Source organism: Labilibaculum manganireducens (assembly GCF_002843385.1).
Taxonomy (GTDB): Bacteria; Bacteroidota; Bacteroidia; order Bacteroidales; family Marinifilaceae; genus Labilibaculum; species Labilibaculum manganireducens.
In genome coordinates this window covers 34,838-49,337 of the sequence record NZ_MVDE01000015.1, presented here as the reverse complement: position 1 = coordinate 49,337, position 14,500 = coordinate 34,838, and the positions used below count along the sequence as shown (strand labels likewise).

The following is a 14,500-nucleotide window of genomic DNA, read 5'->3' as shown; positions in this document are numbered from 1 at the left end:
TTAAATAGAATTGATAATTGCTTGTTAATGAGCTGTTTTTCCTCAAAATTTCAACTCTAATTGATTTGGCAGGAGAGAAAAGGTTTTTCGGTGGATGGGATTGATTCCGTGCTCCTGAATGGCCAAGCGATGTTTTTTGGTTGGATAACCTTTGTTGTTTTTCCAATCGTAACAAGGAAATTTCTCATGCTCGGATAACATGTAATCGTCGCGATAGGTTTTTGCCAAAACAGAAGCCGCTGCAATCGATAAGTATTTCCCATCTCCCTTTATGATACAGGTGTGATTGATATTAGGATAAGGAGTGAAGCGGTTTCCATCAATAAGCAGATGTTCAGGTGTAATTTTGAGTTGCTCAACAGCTCTGTGCATAGCTAAAAAAGAAGCATTCAAAATATTAATCTGATCGATTTCGGTGTGGCTGACAATTCCAACTGCCCAGGCAATTGCTTCTTTCTGAATTACTTCGCGAAGCAAATATCTGTTTTTTTCTGACAGTTTTTTTGAATCGTTTAATATTTTGTTCGAGAAATTTTTAGGTAAGATTACTGCCGATGCGAATACGGGTCCGGCAAGACAACCTCTTCCTGCTTCGTCGCAACCGGCTTCAATCATATTTTTGTGTAAATAGGAGGCTAATTCATTCATAGATGCAATATTTGTCTGTAAAAATAGATCGAATTTTCTATGGAATCAAATGTGCATCTGTTAAATTAATTTTTGTATTTGATAATTCGGGCGCCGTCAATAAATTCTGACTTTACACTTCTAGGATTGTCTATTATTTCATAGAATTCATCGAAATAATTCAAGGCACGTTCTTTCTCTTTATCATCCAGATAAGGACAATTCGTGTATAGTTTGTATAAAAACTCTTTTTTCATTCTAAATTCCCTGAAAATGCATTCCAGTTCTTCAGCGGTTCGTTGATAACCTCTGTAAAGCCGTTCGTGAATAGACTGAATATCTAATTTTGCATTAGGGACGGCATAGGGAGCATCTACCAAACTGGCCCAGTCAAAATCATAGGGTACTGTTATTAAGCGAGAAGATGGTGTCTTCGAAATAAGTTTGATGTTATGAAGGGTTGGAACTCCCCAATCTGTATTCCCAACCATGTATTGAAAGATGGCAAGTTTGGTTACCTTACTGATGTTGGTACGATCCTGATGAACTTTTTTGTCGTAACGGGCTATCTTGCCATTCCTTGCAGCCATTTTTTTAAAGTCTTCTATAAAGAATGCAAATTTTTCCAGAGGTTTCATTTCTTCTTTGCTGTCTTTGTAAGTTATCTTTACCAAACGAACCCTAAAACTTTCAGGTGTGAAAATATTATATGCTTTGTAGATCAGATATTCATGGATAATCATTTGTTCATACCAATCGTTTCGATTTTGACAATGAGAAACCAGTTTTAGCTTATTGTTATCGTGAAAGAGTGAATAGCTTGATTCTGCTTTGTTGAATTTTACAGTTAACGGGGGAAATGCACAAATACTGCGGTCTTTCCTGAAATTACCTCTGGTTTTAAGCTCTACAATCATGGAAACAATCGAATCACCAAGTAGGTAGGAGAGTCTCCCCTTGTGATATTTGTTATTATCACCTACATCTTTAACCAATGACTTTAGATCAGTAGTTATTGATAATTCAATAAGTGAATCGGATTCAAATAAATCCGGAGCATGATAAACAGAATCGATTTTTTCCTGACCAATTGCAAATAGTCTTGTGCATCCCAGTGAGAATAGGAAGAGTATCAGAAAAGTCTTGTGTCGAAATATTTTTATCATAACAAAGATGTTTTATTAGTCAGGTACTCCTTTCGCTTATTTCGGCATCGGTTAATATATTAGGAGTTACAGACTCTTTGTAGAATACAATGAGTTTTATATATCCTTTTGCCAAATCTATTTGTCCGATACTAAATTTTGCGACTACCATTCCTGTCCGGGTTTCTATGTCATCAATTAATTCCTGATGCTTGCTGGGATGAATTAAATCAAGCCGGTCGTATACTATGGTTCTTCTTGCAAGATGACGTTTCATCCATACCCTTTCCATCACCCAGGTGGTTGCCATGAAAGCTGTGTTGGTAAAAGCAATTTCGCTAAAACTAACTTCACCCCTGGTTAATGCATTAATAACTGATATGGTAATGACAAGAAAAAGGTAGGTCATTTCCCGGATTGGTATGGTGTCGGTACGGTATCGGATAATTCCAAAGATTGCAAATAATCCAAGAGCAAAACCTAGTTGTAATTCAATACTTCCAAGTAAGAAACAAAGAAAGAATACGGTTGTACTAATCATGATGTAGGTAAAAACGTAGGATCGTTTTCCTGTAGCTCTGAAATAAACGTAATTGATTACAAAAACTGTTACTGCTAAATTAAGTATGAACCGGAATAATAATTCAAGTATATTATTCGAGTCCATAAATGATGTTGGAATATTTGGGTTCGTTATTATATCAGTAATAAATTCCATGTTGTTTTCGTTTTATTGTAACCGTTCTTTTTCCTTATGTGCAAATATCCGATAATATTTCTGATTCTCTATAAGTAAGCCCTGATCAATATAGTTGGGATCGCCTATGGGCACATCCATTCCAATTAGTTTAAACGAATAAAATGGATATACTTTAGCGACAGGAGTGTGTCCAAAAATAATAACGTTGGCATGATAAAAATCAAGTGTCTTTAGTACTTCCTGTAAAGATATACGGTCATATTTTGGTGTTCTTGATAAATAGCCGCGATACCATAACGGACTATTTGAATATAAAAATAAATCAACTAATGTCGTGTCTTTTAGTTCGGTATAATTATTTAAGTGGTATCTCATAACGGTATTTACTTCATCAATACTCATTTTTTTCTCTAAAAGATCGGGAGAAATACCACCATGCACAAATAACTGTTCTCCAATACGAACAATTGTGTTTTTAGATCGCAGCCATTTGCCCAAAACCGAATGTTTGTCGAAAAAATGTGAGTAATGAAAGTGAATATAATGAGCCGCATGCTGATATTTATCAACAACATATCTATCATCAAAAAGTAAAGCCATCATTTCATGGTTTCCCAGAAGGTAATGAACCATTCCACCTTGTTTTTTCGCTTGAATTTCCAATTGAAAAATGAACCATAAGCATTCTGTTACTTTATCTCCTCTGTCAAATACATCGCCGGTAAAAACGATTTGTCCATCACCAAAATTCCATTTGTTTTTTTCATCAATAATTTTGTTGTAGCGAAGAATAGCCAATAATGATTCAAATTCCCCATGGATATCTCCCAGAACGACTATCTTATTATTTGAAGGGTTTTCCCCTGTCTCAGGTTTTATTTTATCAGGAATAATATAAGTCAGAGTATCATTTCCTGCAAATCCGAGGAAGGTTACTGTGTCATTCTTAAACCGAAAAGTCTTGCTTATTTTTCTGGTTTTGTTTTTTATGCTGTCGTGAACAATGTAGAAAGCCTCCACTCTTGTTGGAGAAATATATCTAACATGCGGACCTTCCACATAGCTGGCAACAATCAAGGAGTCTTTGCAAATTGTGTCCAGGTCAAAAGATGCGTGAGACTGAAAAGAACCAAGCAATAATATGAGGAGTAAATATATGTAGACCTGTTTTATCTGCATTAATTATCTGATTGCGTTATTTAGAGTGTTTAAAGATAAGATTAATTTCCATTTTAATTAAATGCGGATTCATATTCCTCTAAACCATTATATCTTGTAAGATATCCTTATTTTTGTAAAAAAAAAGCAGAGCTATGTATACTAAAGAAGAATCTAAAGAAGTCAAAATCCAATTTTGGGATGGATTTAAGAGATATTCAAAAGAAAAGGGAAGAAAGATGACCTCATGGGTTTTACGTGGAACTCAGATTAAGGAAGTGCAGTTAAAGTTTGATCTGAATGAGAATGGAGCGTTTGTTATTATTCAGATAGACAGTAAGTTGGATTCGAAAAGACATTCTGTTTATGAACAGTTCGAAAAGTATAAGCCTGTAATAATGAGTACTTGCGGAGCGGATTTAAAATGGGAGAAAGACTATTTTATCGAGGGATTTAAAGATGTAGGTATGATTTATTATCATTTGGAAGGAGCATCGATTTATAACAAGGGTGAATGGAAAAGCTATTTCGAATTCATGTTCTCGAAAATGACAATTTTAGAAGAAGCATTTTTAGATGTTAAAGATGTTGTACTGCAAGCTGTGTAGGATATTTTTTTGGAGACGTATCTGCGTGGTAAACAGTGCTTATATCTTTGTTTAAAGCAGTGCCAGTAAGGATTTGTTTAAATTTTATCAGTATAATTTTGTTTTCGAACAAAAGCCTCCTATCTTTGCAACCGCAAAACGAAAGATATTTCTTAAAATATATTGCGGGATGGAGCAGTGGTAGCTCGTTGGGCTCATAACCCAAAGGTCGTCAGTTCGAGTCTGGCTCCCGCTACTAAGAATTAGGATTAAGCAGGCCTAAACAAGAAATAAAAGATAGTATCTTTCGAAAATATATTGCGGGATGGAGCAGTGGTAGCTCGTTGGGCTCATAACCCAAAGGTCGTCAGTTCGAGTCTGGCTCCCGCTACTAGCAAAAGGGCTTTGGAGAAATCCAAAGCCCTTTTTTATTGGCAATTTTTACCTTCTCAGAAGTAAACATTTTACGCTAATTCTCTTACCTTTGCGTAAATATTTTAGATCCGTTCATTATGAGTCGTTTAAAAGAGAAAAAGCCTTTACTTGAGAAATTAAAAAACAAATACAGGTTAACTATTTCCAATGAAGGTACTTTTGATGAGGTGTTATCGATTCGATTATCACGTTTAAATGTTTTTACGGTAACTGGATTGTTTTCAATTATCCTTATCGCGTTGGTGACTTTACTTATTGCATTTACTCCGTTACGTGAATATATTCCCGGTTACCCCGATGGAGAAATGCGAAAAAACATTGAGGATAACGCGATTTTAGCAGATTCCCTTATTGCAGAACTGGATAAAAGAGATCGCTTTTTTCAAGGAATTCGAAATGTTATTTCAGGAAATGATTTCGATAATGTTGTTGAGAATGCCGATGATTCAATTGTCGATCCCAAATACAAAGATTTAAGCTTTAGTATCTCTTCGAATGATTCTGCTTTTCGGAAAGAGCATGAGGAGGATGAGAAATATAATTTATCTCTTGGGAGTGCTCCCAAAGCACGAGGTTTATCCAACACCTATTTTTTTGCACCAATTAACGGTATGGTTTCTAATCATTACGATAGTAAAATTGAGCATTTTGGTACCGACATTGTCGGGGGACTGAATGAAAGAATCTCATCGGTATTGGATGGAACCGTTGTGTTTTCAGAATGGACACTAAATACTGGTTACGTTATTCAAATTCAACATTCGAACAATTTATTGTCGGTTTACAAGCACAATTCTGAACTGTTGAAGAAAACAGGCGAGCACGTAAAAGCCGGCGAGGCAATTGCTTTACTGGGGAATTCGGGAGAGCTTACATCCGGACCTCATTTGCATTTCGAGTTGTGGCACAATGGGCAAGCTTTAAATCCTGAGGATTATATCAAATTCTAACTACAAACAAAACTCTAATTATTGATGAGTAAACATATTGCCATTTTGGGATCTACAGGTTCCATTGGAACGCAGACCTTAGAAGTGGTGGAAGCCAATCCTGATGAATTTATTGTGGATGTGCTGACGGCGAATAATAATATTGAGCTGTTGATTCAGCAAGCGAAAAAATTTCATCCCGATGTTGTTGTTATTGCCTGCGAAGAAAAATACACTGAGCTTTCCGAAGCTTTAAAAAATGAACCCATAAAGGTTTATGCAGGAATTGATGCAATAGCACAAGTCGTGCAAATGTCAGCAATCGATATTGTGGTTACAGCAATGGTTGGATATTCAGGACTTCTTCCCACTATTAAAGCAATTGAGGCAAAAAAGAATATTGCTCTGGCAAATAAGGAAACTCTTGTGGTTGCCGGTGAAATTATTCAAAAATTAGCCTTAGAGAATGGTGTTAATATTTACCCTGTTGATTCTGAACACTCAGCAATCTTTCAGTGCTTATCCGGCGAGTTCGATAATTCGATTGAAAAGATTTATTTGACCGCTTCGGGAGGACCGTTTCGAGGCAAGGATAAAAAATTTCTAGAAAACGTAAGTTCTAAGCAAGCCTTGCAGCATCCAAACTGGGACATGGGAGCAAAAATAACCATTGACTCTGCCAGTATGATGAATAAAGGTTTTGAGGCGATTGAAGCCAAATGGCTGTTCGATTTAAAAGCTTCTCAAATTGATGTGATTGTGCATCCGCAATCAATTGTGCACTCAATAGTGCAGTTTGAAGATGGATCGATGAAAGCACAAATGGGATTGCCGGATATGAAATTACCTATTCAGTTTGCTCTTACCTATCCGAAAAGATTAAAAACAGATTTTCCACGTTTTAATTTTTTAGATTATCCGAATTTGAGTTTCGAAGCGGCCGATTCAAAGAATTTTAAAAATTTAAATCTGGCTTTTCAGGCAATGGAAAAAGGCGGGAATTTACCATGTATTGTAAATGCTGCCAACGAAATAGTTGTTGATGCCTTTTTAAGAGATGAAGTTGGGTTTCTACGAATGAGCGATATTATAGAAGACTGTATGCACAAAACCGGATTTATTAAAAATCCAACCTACGAAGATTATGTGTTAACAGATAAGGAAGCAAGGAAACTGGCATTATCTATGTTGTAAAAAATACCTATCTTAGGCATCCGCTAATTTGCTGATCCTATTAGTCGGCAAAGAGTTTAAATTATTAATTGAAATTGAATGGAAGTAATCGTTAAAATAGGACAGTTTTTGTTGAGTCTGTCCATCTTGGTTGTGTTGCATGAATTGGGGCATTTTACCTTTGCAAAATTATTCAAAACCAGAGTTGAAAAGTTTTACATGTTTTTCGATCCTGGATTTTCTTTGTTTAAATTTAAAAAAGGAGAAACAGAATACGGTATTGGATGGCTGCCTCTTGGTGGTTATGTGAAAATATCAGGAATGATTGATGAATCGATGGATAAGGAGCAGATGAAATTGCCTCCTGAGCCTTATGAATTCAGATCGAAACCGGCATGGCAAAGGTTATTGATCATGGTAGGTGGTGTTTTGGTGAACTTTGTTCTTGCATTTGTTATTTATGTTGCAGTGCTTTACACTTGGGGTGAGCAATATCTGCCGGCGGAAAATGTGAAGTATGGTGTTGTTTGTGATTCTTTGGCCGAGAGTATTGGATTGCAGGATGGTGACAAAATTGTTGCTTTGGATAATCAAAAAGTAAAAAAGTTTAATGATATCGTTCCGGATATCTTGCTAAATAGTCCTAAGTCGATTCAATTCATAAGAAATAATGAGCAGCTAAGTATTGATATTCCTTCTTCTTTTGTGCCGGCATTATTGGAGGAAAGCAGTAAGGGATTCTCTTTAAGTCCTGTGTTTGATATTCGTTATCCTTACAGTGCTGTTTCTATTGGAAAAGTGTTGAAAGAATCTCCTGCAAGTGAGGCCGGAATTTTGAAAGGAGATAAAATTGTATCGATTGATTCTGTTGGTTTCAGCTACTACGATCAATTTCAGACTTTTTTACAGTCGAAGAAGAGTAAAAGTATTTTGGTTCAGTTGAATCGAGACGGAAAGTCCGAACAAGTTCAGCTAACTGTTGGAGATGATGGGAAAATTGGATTCTATCCACAAATAGAATCGGGTTTGTTCGAGTATGAAACATTGGAGTACACTTTCGTTGAATCAATTCCTGCAGGTTTTAATAAAGGGATTGATAAGCTCGGATCCTATTTAAAACAGTTTAAACTGATTTTCTCTTCTGAAACTAAAGCATATAAATCAATAGGTGGTTTTATAACTATTGGTAATATTTTTCCGGGTGTTTGGAATTGGGAGGCCTTTTGGAATCTGACTGCATTTCTCTCAATCATTTTGGCGATCATGAATATTCTTCCCATTCCGGCTTTGGATGGCGGACATGTAATGTTTTTGATGTATGAGATCATTACAGGAAGAAAACCAGGAGATAAGTTTATGGAGTATGCACAGATAACCGGAATGGTGCTGTTGTTTGGTCTTTTACTATTTGCAAATGGTAATGATGTTGTAAAATGGATTTCTAATATGAAATAGAAATTTCAGTAAAATTAGTAACTTAGTATTCTAAATCATTAAATAAATAGATATGAACCTTTTTGTTTTAGCCGGAATGGTTGGTCCCTGGCAAATTATAATTATAGTATTTGTAATTGTACTTCTTTTTGGTGGAAAAAAAATTCCGGAACTAATGAAAGGATTGGGTCAGGGAATGAAAGAGTTTAAAAAGGCTACTGATATGGATGACGATAAGGATAAACGTAAGGATAAAGAATCCGACAATAAATAGATGGGAAAGGCAGGAGTTACTTCCTGCCTTTTTTGTCACGTCCTTTTTCCCTGAATAGGATTAAAATAATAATGATCTTAAAACTAACTTTTTAGTTATTTAGATTCATTTTGAGCGGAACATTTAGAAATAAATGTTTTTTTTATGTTATTTTGTTGATGAAATATCTTCATTTCGTATTATTTTACGAAATTTAGGAGCATTTAAATGCTGACATATATGAGGAAATATTTACTTCTTATTTTGATTTGCTTTGCTTTTGCTATTCAGGCAGATGCACAGTCTCTTTTTAATATTCTGAACAAAGAAAAGCCTGAGAATATTAATGAAATCAATCAGCGCTTGATTCATTTCACTTCGGAAATATTGAAAGAAGATCTTCCGGAAAATACTGTAATGGATGCTAATTATATTCCAGTTTTTTCTGATGAAGTATATCAGGAGAGGATGGATAAGCTCAATGCAAAAAGTCCGGTTCAGTTGGATTTTAAGCCAATTGTCAGAAGATATATTGACGCATATGCAATTAGGCATCGTGAAAAAACCGCAAAAATTATAGAGCGTTCCGAATTGTATTTCCCTTTGTTCGAAGAGTATTTGGATAAGTACCAGCTTCCATTGGAATTGAAATATTTATCAGTTATAGAATCAGCTTTGGACCCTAAAGCAAAATCACGATCAGGAGCCATTGGCTTATGGCAGTTCATGTTTAATGCCAGTAAAATGTTCGACTTAAGAATCACTTCGTATATTGATGAGAGAATGGATCCGGAGAAATCAACAGAAGCAGCCTGCAAATATCTTCAGTATTTGTATCGGATTTTTGGTGATTGGAAACTCGCATTGGCAGCTTACAACGGAGGGCCTGGTATTGTGCGTGAAGCGATTCAACGTTCAGGAGGAAAGACTGATTTCTGGGAAATATCACCTTATCTTCCCGAACAAACCAGAAATTACGTGCCGGCATTTATAGCCGTTAATTATGTCATGAATTATAGTTCCGAACACAATATTGTTCCTGCGAAAAATGTATATCCATACTTTAGAATATCTCCAGTTACTGTAAATAAGCCAATTTCGTTTCAACATGTTGCCAAAGTGCTTGATTTACCCATAGAGGCAGTTCGGGAGTTAAATCCAATTTACAAGTGTGATTTGATTCCTTTGTGTGAACTTCCGGCTAAATTGATTCTTCCAATAGGAAAAGTGGGCAAATTTATTGATTTGGAAGAGGTTATTTACGGAATGAAGGATGAGCCTAAAAAATATCTTGATCTTCAAAAGGATCTTTCAACGACTGAGGGGAAATACTGTATAATACATAGTGTAGAGGCGGGAGAGTATTTTCATAAAATTGCAATGAAGTACGGCTGTACAATAAATAATATCAAGGAATGGAATGAGATGGATAGTCCTGATATTTTTATTGGACAAAAACTGAAAATCTGGGTTTACCCTTCCGATACCTTGGCTCAAAAGCCACAAAGGGATCCTTTATTGAAAAAAAGTAGTTTTTTACTTTATGAAGTTCAGACTGGAGATAGTTTAAGCTCGATTGCAGATAGATTTCAACTTGAATCGACTACCGATTTGGTTGAATTAAATAGTATAACCCGTTCTAAGAAATTAGTACCGGGAATGGTATTAAAAATAGTTCATTACGAATAGAAACATTTGTCTCTGTAAATTTAAAATTATGAAGAGAATAATTCAAACAACATTACTTTGTTTGCTTGTAACGGTAAGTATTTCTTCCTGCAAGAAAACAACACAAGGACTAAGACCTGTAGTAACCGGGAAATCGGGAGAAATAGTTGTAATAATAAATGATGCTTTATATGAAGGAAGTGTTGGAGATACATTAAAGGCGGTATTAAATGATACTCAAATTGGATTGCCGCAAGATGAGACACTTTTTGATATACTGCAGATTTCGCACAATGAGTTTTCCAGTATGTTTAAAACTCACCGAAGTATTTTGGATCTTAGGGTTTCGTCGAAAGTTAAGGAAAATAAGATCTCAGTAAAGAATGAATTGTATGCGAAAACACAATCGTTTATGAAGATTGAAGCTAAGAGCAACAAGGAGATGATCCAGCTTTTGAGCGAAAATAAAAATAAGATTATTGCCTATTTTCATATTGGAGAACGAGAAAGGAAAATTAAGGTTTTTAAAAAGAATGTTGTTCAGGAAATTTTCGAAAAGCTAAAGGAGAAAAATAATTTCACTCTATCTTTCCCTGCGGGATATACCATAAACAAAGAAGAACCTGATTTTCTTTGGGTAAGCAAGGAGACTCCCTCAACGAGTCAAGGGATGTTTATTTATACCTACGATTATATTTCCGAGGATTCATTTACGAAGGATGAGGTGATTAAAAAGAGGAATTTATTACTTCAGAAGTTTGTTCCGGGACCTAAGGAGGGTAGTTATATGAGTACTGAAATGGATTTTCCAATTTCGAACCGTCAATTCGAGTTTTTCGGGAACTATGCAACGGAAACAAGAGGTTTATGGAAAGTGAACGGAGATTTTATGGGAGGTCCTTTTGTAAATATTACTTTTCTTGATCAAAAGAACAACAGAGTTGTGTGTATGGATTCGTACGTTTATTATCCAAACCACGATAAGCGTGAATTGTTGAGAGAACTGGAAGCGATCATGTATTCTTACACAAGCATAGAAAAGGAATAGAACGTGAATTTACCCGATTTAAAAAATTTGAGTATTGAACCTTATCGTAATCGCGAAGAGGTGATTCGGCAGGTTGCGGCCCAGATTGAGAAAGATTTTGATCAGTTTGGATTGGAAGTGAAATTTTCCGGAAAAATTCATAATGCATACGAAGAACTTTTTAGTCAGTTAAATGAACATTTAACTCATTTATTGGATCGGGACTATCATCGTTTAATACTATTGCTGTATCAGATAGATGTGAGTGAAAAGCAGATTATTAAAACAGAATTAAATTTTCCTGATGTTCCAAAATCAGAATTACTTACTGAGCTAATTATTTTAAGGGAACTCAAAAAAGTATTGATAAGGAATTATTTCAAGGAAAATCCGGATAAATTATAAGAAAACCGCAGCATTAAGCTGCAGTTTTCTTTTTTCCTTATCAAGGAGTAATGTTTTCCGCTTAGTTTTTTACTATTTTTACTTGGCTGTAAAAATCACAGGAAATATCTGTTTATCAGAACTTGAAAATATCAAGTTCGAAGTATTGAGGAATTACTGTGTTGATCGATATGGTTTTTCACACTAACATGAGTTCCGATGAAAATAGAAGTAAAAAGCTTTCAGAAGCCAGATGAGAACGAGAACATTCTTTTTTTGGCAACTGCCGGGAATTATAAAAACCTTCCTCTTTCCGAGCAGGAGATGAAGTTTGCTGAAGAGCAAATTGCCGCCGAGAATACGTTAATAGAGTTGAATCGTTATACGCACAAAATTTATTTGCATGTGGCAGATAATAAAAAGTATACTAATTCCGATTTGGAGAAAATGAGGAAGCTGGGCTTCTCTTTTCATGCCAGGATTCAGGAAAGTAAAATCGCCAAAATTGTTTTACAGGATTATCTGAACGATGCAGAAGCAATACTTGCTTTTGCTGAAGGTGTTGCCCTGACAAATTATCAGTTTCTAAAATATTTTACCGATACAAAAAAACAAAAGCATACTCTGGAAGAAGTAATTATCTATAGTGACGCTGTCAGCTCAACACAGCTTAATGAGTTAATTGCAGTTGTTGAAGGGGTGAAGTTTGCACGCGAACTTGTAAACGAACCTTTAAGTTATCTTACAGCTGAAAAATTAAGTGAAGAAATTCAGGAAATGGGAGTTAAAGCTGGATTTACTGTTGATGTTTTTGGAAAGAAAAAGATTGAAAGTTTAAAGATGGGCGGTCTTTTGGCCGTGAATAAAGGCAGTCTCGACGAGCCTACTTTTTCTATATTGGAGTGGAAATCGAAAGAGGCGGTTAATTCGAAACCAATTGTTTTTGTTGGAAAAGGGGTTGTATACGATACCGGCGGATTGAGCCTTAAGCCAACTAAGGACAGCATGGATCTGATGAAATCTGATATGGGTGGTGCAGCATCGGTAGCCGGAGCAATTTATGCAATTGCGAAAGCTAAACTGCCAATTCATGTAATTGGCTTAATTCCTGCAACAGACAATCGTCCTGGTGGAAATGCTTATGTACCCGGCGATGTTATTAAAATGTACAATGGGAAAACTGTTGAGGTTTTAAATACAGATGCTGAAGGAAGAATGCTTTTGGCCGATGCTCTTAGTTATGCAGATCAATATCAACCGGAATTTGTTGTCGATTTAGCGACATTAACAGGTGCTGCGGCTGTGGCTATCGGGAAGTATGGCATGGTGGCAATGGGGAATGAGGATAGTAAGGATAAGATGACTCAATTAAAGGAGTCAGGAGAGAAAGTTTACGAAAGACTGGTAGAATTTCCTTTTTGGGAGGAATTTGGAGAACTGATAAAATCGGATATCGCAGATTTGAAAAATATTGGTGGTCGTGACGGTGGAGCAATTACAGCAGGAAAATTTCTGGAACATTTTACGAATTATCCATGGATTCATCTCGATATTGCCGGACCGGCGTTTGTAAGTACAACAGATAATTACAGAGGTAAAGGAGGCACAGGTGTTGGGGTTCGCTTGTTATTTGAATTTATTAAACAATATCGATCGTAGGAATAATTGAAAAGATGATGCTCTTTTATTGAATCTTTCTATTTTTGTAATGATTTTTTTAAAATTTAAGGCACAAATGTTTTGCAAATGTATTTCTTAATCACTCTGTTAATCGTATTGATAAAGTCAGAGAGTATAAGAAGTAACGATATAGCTGATCATTTTCCAGTTCACTCTATTTAAATAGCATCGGATTAAAATTGGACTTTTGAAAGTGATATCAGTCCACTGATATAAAATAAACAGCAGATGAAAAACACTAAAATAAGAGTTGGAATCACTCATGGCGATATTAACGGAATTGGCTACGAGGTTATTATTAAAACCTTGATGGATGAAAGGATGTATGAAATTTGTACTCCAATTATTTATGGCTCTCCAAAAGTTGCAGCTTATCATCGAAAGGCACTCAACATAGAAACTTTTAGTTTGAATAATATTAAGGAAGCTCAGGAAGCACATCCTAATAGAACAAATATTATTAACTGTGTTGATGAAAATATAAAAGTTGAGTTAGGTAAATCAACAAGCAGTGCCGGTGAATCTGCATTTAAGGCTTTAGAAGCTGCTGTTGCAGATTTAGAAAAGGGATTAATTGATGTGTTGGTTACAGCGCCAATAAACAAGAAGAATATCCAATCTAAGGATTTTGTTTTTCCGGGGCATACAGAATATTTGGAAAGTAAATTGAATTCCGGTAAATCGTTAATGCTTTTAATCAGCGATAAGCTAAGAGTGGGTGTTGTTGCAGGTCATGTGCCTATTTCCAAGGTGCCTGAGGTTGTTTCAAAAGAAAATATTATTAGTAAGCTAAATATTTTGAATAGTTCTCTTCAGAAGGATTTTGGAATTAGAAAGCCAAGAATTGCTGTCTTAAGTCTAAACCCGCATGCAGGTGATGATGGATTGATTGGAACAGAAGAGATCGATGAAATAATTCCTGCTCTGGAAGAGGTTCGTGAAAAGGGAATAATGGCTTTAGGTCCCTATCCTGCTGATGGTTTCTTTGGTTCTTCAGATTACATGAAGTTTGATGCCATTCTGGCAATGTATCATGACCAGGGCTTGGCTCCATTTAAAGCTTTGGCATTTGATTCAGGGGTAAATTTTACCGCAGGATTATCTAAAATACGCACATCGCCTGCCCATGGTACAGCATATTCTATTGCCGGAACAAATGTTGCATCTGAAAAATCTTTTCAGCAGGCATTGTATATGGCTATTGATGTTTTTAGAAACCGGGAAAATTTTGAGGAAATTAGTAAGAACCCTATGCAAACATCAGAAGCATCAAAAAATTCGTAATAAATTATTAACAAAA

General features: G+C 35.6%; 14 protein-coding genes and 2 tRNA genes. 12 read left to right on the top strand and 4 right to left on the bottom strand.

From position 1 onward, the window contains the following. Positions 1 to 42: 42 nt before the first annotated feature. The 4 genes from BZG01_RS11200 to BZG01_RS11185 form a co-directional block, all read right to left on the bottom strand. The gene (locus BZG01_RS11200) at positions 43 to 648 is read right to left on the bottom strand and encodes a ribonuclease HII (protein ID WP_101309927.1); all 606 of its coding nucleotides are present in this window, start codon (positions 646 to 648) and stop codon (positions 43 to 45) included. 65 nt (positions 649 to 713) lie between these two features. Then, entirely contained in the window at positions 714 to 1,793 is a 1,080-nt protein-coding gene (locus BZG01_RS11195; RefSeq protein WP_101309926.1) for a hypothetical protein, read from the bottom strand. Positions 1,794 to 1,812: 19 nt separating this feature from the next. Then, positions 1,813 to 2,490, bottom strand: a complete 678-nt coding sequence (locus BZG01_RS11190; RefSeq protein ID WP_101309925.1) for a DUF4956 domain-containing protein — start codon at positions 2,488 to 2,490, stop codon at positions 1,813 to 1,815. A 12-nt stretch (positions 2,491 to 2,502) separates the two neighbouring features. Continuing rightward, positions 2,503 to 3,651 carry a metallophosphoesterase gene (locus BZG01_RS11185; protein ID WP_101309924.1) on the bottom strand — a complete coding sequence of 383 codons (1,149 nt, stop codon included), beginning with the start codon at positions 3,649 to 3,651 and terminating at the stop codon, positions 2,503 to 2,505. 134 nt (positions 3,652 to 3,785) lie between these two features. Between BZG01_RS11185 and BZG01_RS11180 the strand changes: the two genes are divergently transcribed. The 12 genes from BZG01_RS11180 (at position 3,786) to pdxA (ending at position 14,484) form a co-directional block, all read left to right on the top strand. Next, positions 3,786 to 4,238: a DUF4268 domain-containing protein gene (locus tag BZG01_RS11180; protein ID WP_101309923.1), complete on the top strand. Its 453-nt coding sequence runs from the start codon at positions 3,786 to 3,788 to the stop codon at positions 4,236 to 4,238. Between the two features lie 163 nt (positions 4,239 to 4,401). Then, a tRNA-Met gene (locus BZG01_RS11175) sits at positions 4,402 to 4,473 on the top strand. A 63-nt stretch (positions 4,474 to 4,536) separates the two neighbouring features. Next, positions 4,537 to 4,608: transfer RNA gene (locus BZG01_RS11170), tRNA-Met, on the top strand. A gap of 121 nt (positions 4,609 to 4,729) precedes the next feature. Next, entirely contained in the window at positions 4,730 to 5,602 is an 873-nt protein-coding gene (locus BZG01_RS11165; RefSeq protein WP_101309922.1) for a M23 family metallopeptidase, read from the top strand. A 24-nt stretch (positions 5,603 to 5,626) separates the two neighbouring features. Further along, positions 5,627 to 6,775: a 1-deoxy-D-xylulose-5-phosphate reductoisomerase gene (locus BZG01_RS11160; protein WP_101309921.1), complete on the top strand. Its 1,149-nt coding sequence runs from the start codon at positions 5,627 to 5,629 to the stop codon at positions 6,773 to 6,775. Positions 6,776 to 6,853: 78 nt separating this feature from the next. After that, the gene (rseP, locus tag BZG01_RS11155) at positions 6,854 to 8,209 is read left to right on the top strand and encodes an RIP metalloprotease RseP (RefSeq protein WP_101309920.1); all 1,356 of its coding nucleotides are present in this window, start codon (positions 6,854 to 6,856) and stop codon (positions 8,207 to 8,209) included. Positions 8,210 to 8,261: 52 nt separating this feature from the next. Next, positions 8,262 to 8,462 carry a twin-arginine translocase TatA/TatE family subunit gene (tatA, locus tag BZG01_RS11150; RefSeq protein WP_101309919.1) on the top strand — a complete coding sequence of 67 codons (201 nt, stop codon included), beginning with the start codon at positions 8,262 to 8,264 and terminating at the stop codon, positions 8,460 to 8,462. 219 nt (positions 8,463 to 8,681) lie between these two features. Next, on the top strand, positions 8,682 to 10,130 hold the full coding sequence (locus tag BZG01_RS11145; RefSeq protein WP_180327291.1) for a lytic transglycosylase domain-containing protein: 1,449 nt from the start codon (positions 8,682 to 8,684) through the stop codon (positions 10,128 to 10,130). A gap of 28 nt (positions 10,131 to 10,158) precedes the next feature. Then, entirely contained in the window at positions 10,159 to 11,157 is a 999-nt protein-coding gene (locus tag BZG01_RS11140; protein ID WP_101309917.1) for a DUF4837 family protein, read from the top strand. Positions 11,158 to 11,160: 3 nt separating this feature from the next. After that, complete coding sequence (locus BZG01_RS11135; protein ID WP_245870344.1) at positions 11,161 to 11,541, top strand: hypothetical protein; 381 nt, start codon at positions 11,161 to 11,163, stop codon at positions 11,539 to 11,541. Between the two features lie 198 nt (positions 11,542 to 11,739). Then, positions 11,740 to 13,179: a leucyl aminopeptidase family protein gene (locus tag BZG01_RS11130; protein WP_101309916.1), complete on the top strand. Its 1,440-nt coding sequence runs from the start codon at positions 11,740 to 11,742 to the stop codon at positions 13,177 to 13,179. 249 nt (positions 13,180 to 13,428) lie between these two features. After that, positions 13,429 to 14,484: a 4-hydroxythreonine-4-phosphate dehydrogenase PdxA gene (gene pdxA, locus BZG01_RS11125; protein ID WP_101309915.1), complete on the top strand. Its 1,056-nt coding sequence runs from the start codon at positions 13,429 to 13,431 to the stop codon at positions 14,482 to 14,484. The last annotated feature ends 16 nt before the right edge of the window (positions 14,485 to 14,500 follow it).

Excerpts from the sequence above, each read along its gene's own strand:
- BZG01_RS11190 (WP_101309925.1), bottom strand. The coding sequence starts at position 2,490 with ATGGAATTTATTACTGATATAATAACGAACCCAAATATTCCAACATCA.
- pdxA (WP_101309915.1), top strand. The coding sequence starts at position 13,429 with ATGAAAAACACTAAAATAAGAGTTGGAATCACTCATGGCGATATTAAC.
- BZG01_RS11165 (WP_101309922.1), top strand. The coding sequence starts at position 4,730 with ATGAGTCGTTTAAAAGAGAAAAAGCCTTTACTTGAGAAATTAAAAAAC.
- BZG01_RS11140 (WP_101309917.1), top strand. The coding sequence starts at position 10,159 with ATGAAGAGAATAATTCAAACAACATTACTTTGTTTGCTTGTAACGGTA.
- BZG01_RS11145 (WP_180327291.1), top strand. The coding sequence starts at position 8,682 with ATGAGGAAATATTTACTTCTTATTTTGATTTGCTTTGCTTTTGCTATT.
- BZG01_RS11160 (WP_101309921.1), top strand. The coding sequence starts at position 5,627 with ATGAGTAAACATATTGCCATTTTGGGATCTACAGGTTCCATTGGAACG.
- BZG01_RS11200 (WP_101309927.1), bottom strand. The coding sequence starts at position 648 with ATGAATGAATTAGCCTCCTATTTACACAAAAATATGATTGAAGCCGGT.
- BZG01_RS11195 (WP_101309926.1), bottom strand. The coding sequence starts at position 1,793 with ATGATAAAAATATTTCGACACAAGACTTTTCTGATACTCTTCCTATTC.
- BZG01_RS11130 (WP_101309916.1), top strand. The coding sequence starts at position 11,740 with ATGAAAATAGAAGTAAAAAGCTTTCAGAAGCCAGATGAGAACGAGAAC.
- BZG01_RS11185 (WP_101309924.1), bottom strand. The coding sequence starts at position 3,651 with ATGCAGATAAAACAGGTCTACATATATTTACTCCTCATATTATTGCTT.
- tatA (WP_101309919.1), top strand. The coding sequence starts at position 8,262 with ATGAACCTTTTTGTTTTAGCCGGAATGGTTGGTCCCTGGCAAATTATA.
- rseP (WP_101309920.1), top strand. The coding sequence starts at position 6,854 with ATGGAAGTAATCGTTAAAATAGGACAGTTTTTGTTGAGTCTGTCCATC.
- BZG01_RS11180 (WP_101309923.1), top strand. The coding sequence starts at position 3,786 with ATGTATACTAAAGAAGAATCTAAAGAAGTCAAAATCCAATTTTGGGAT.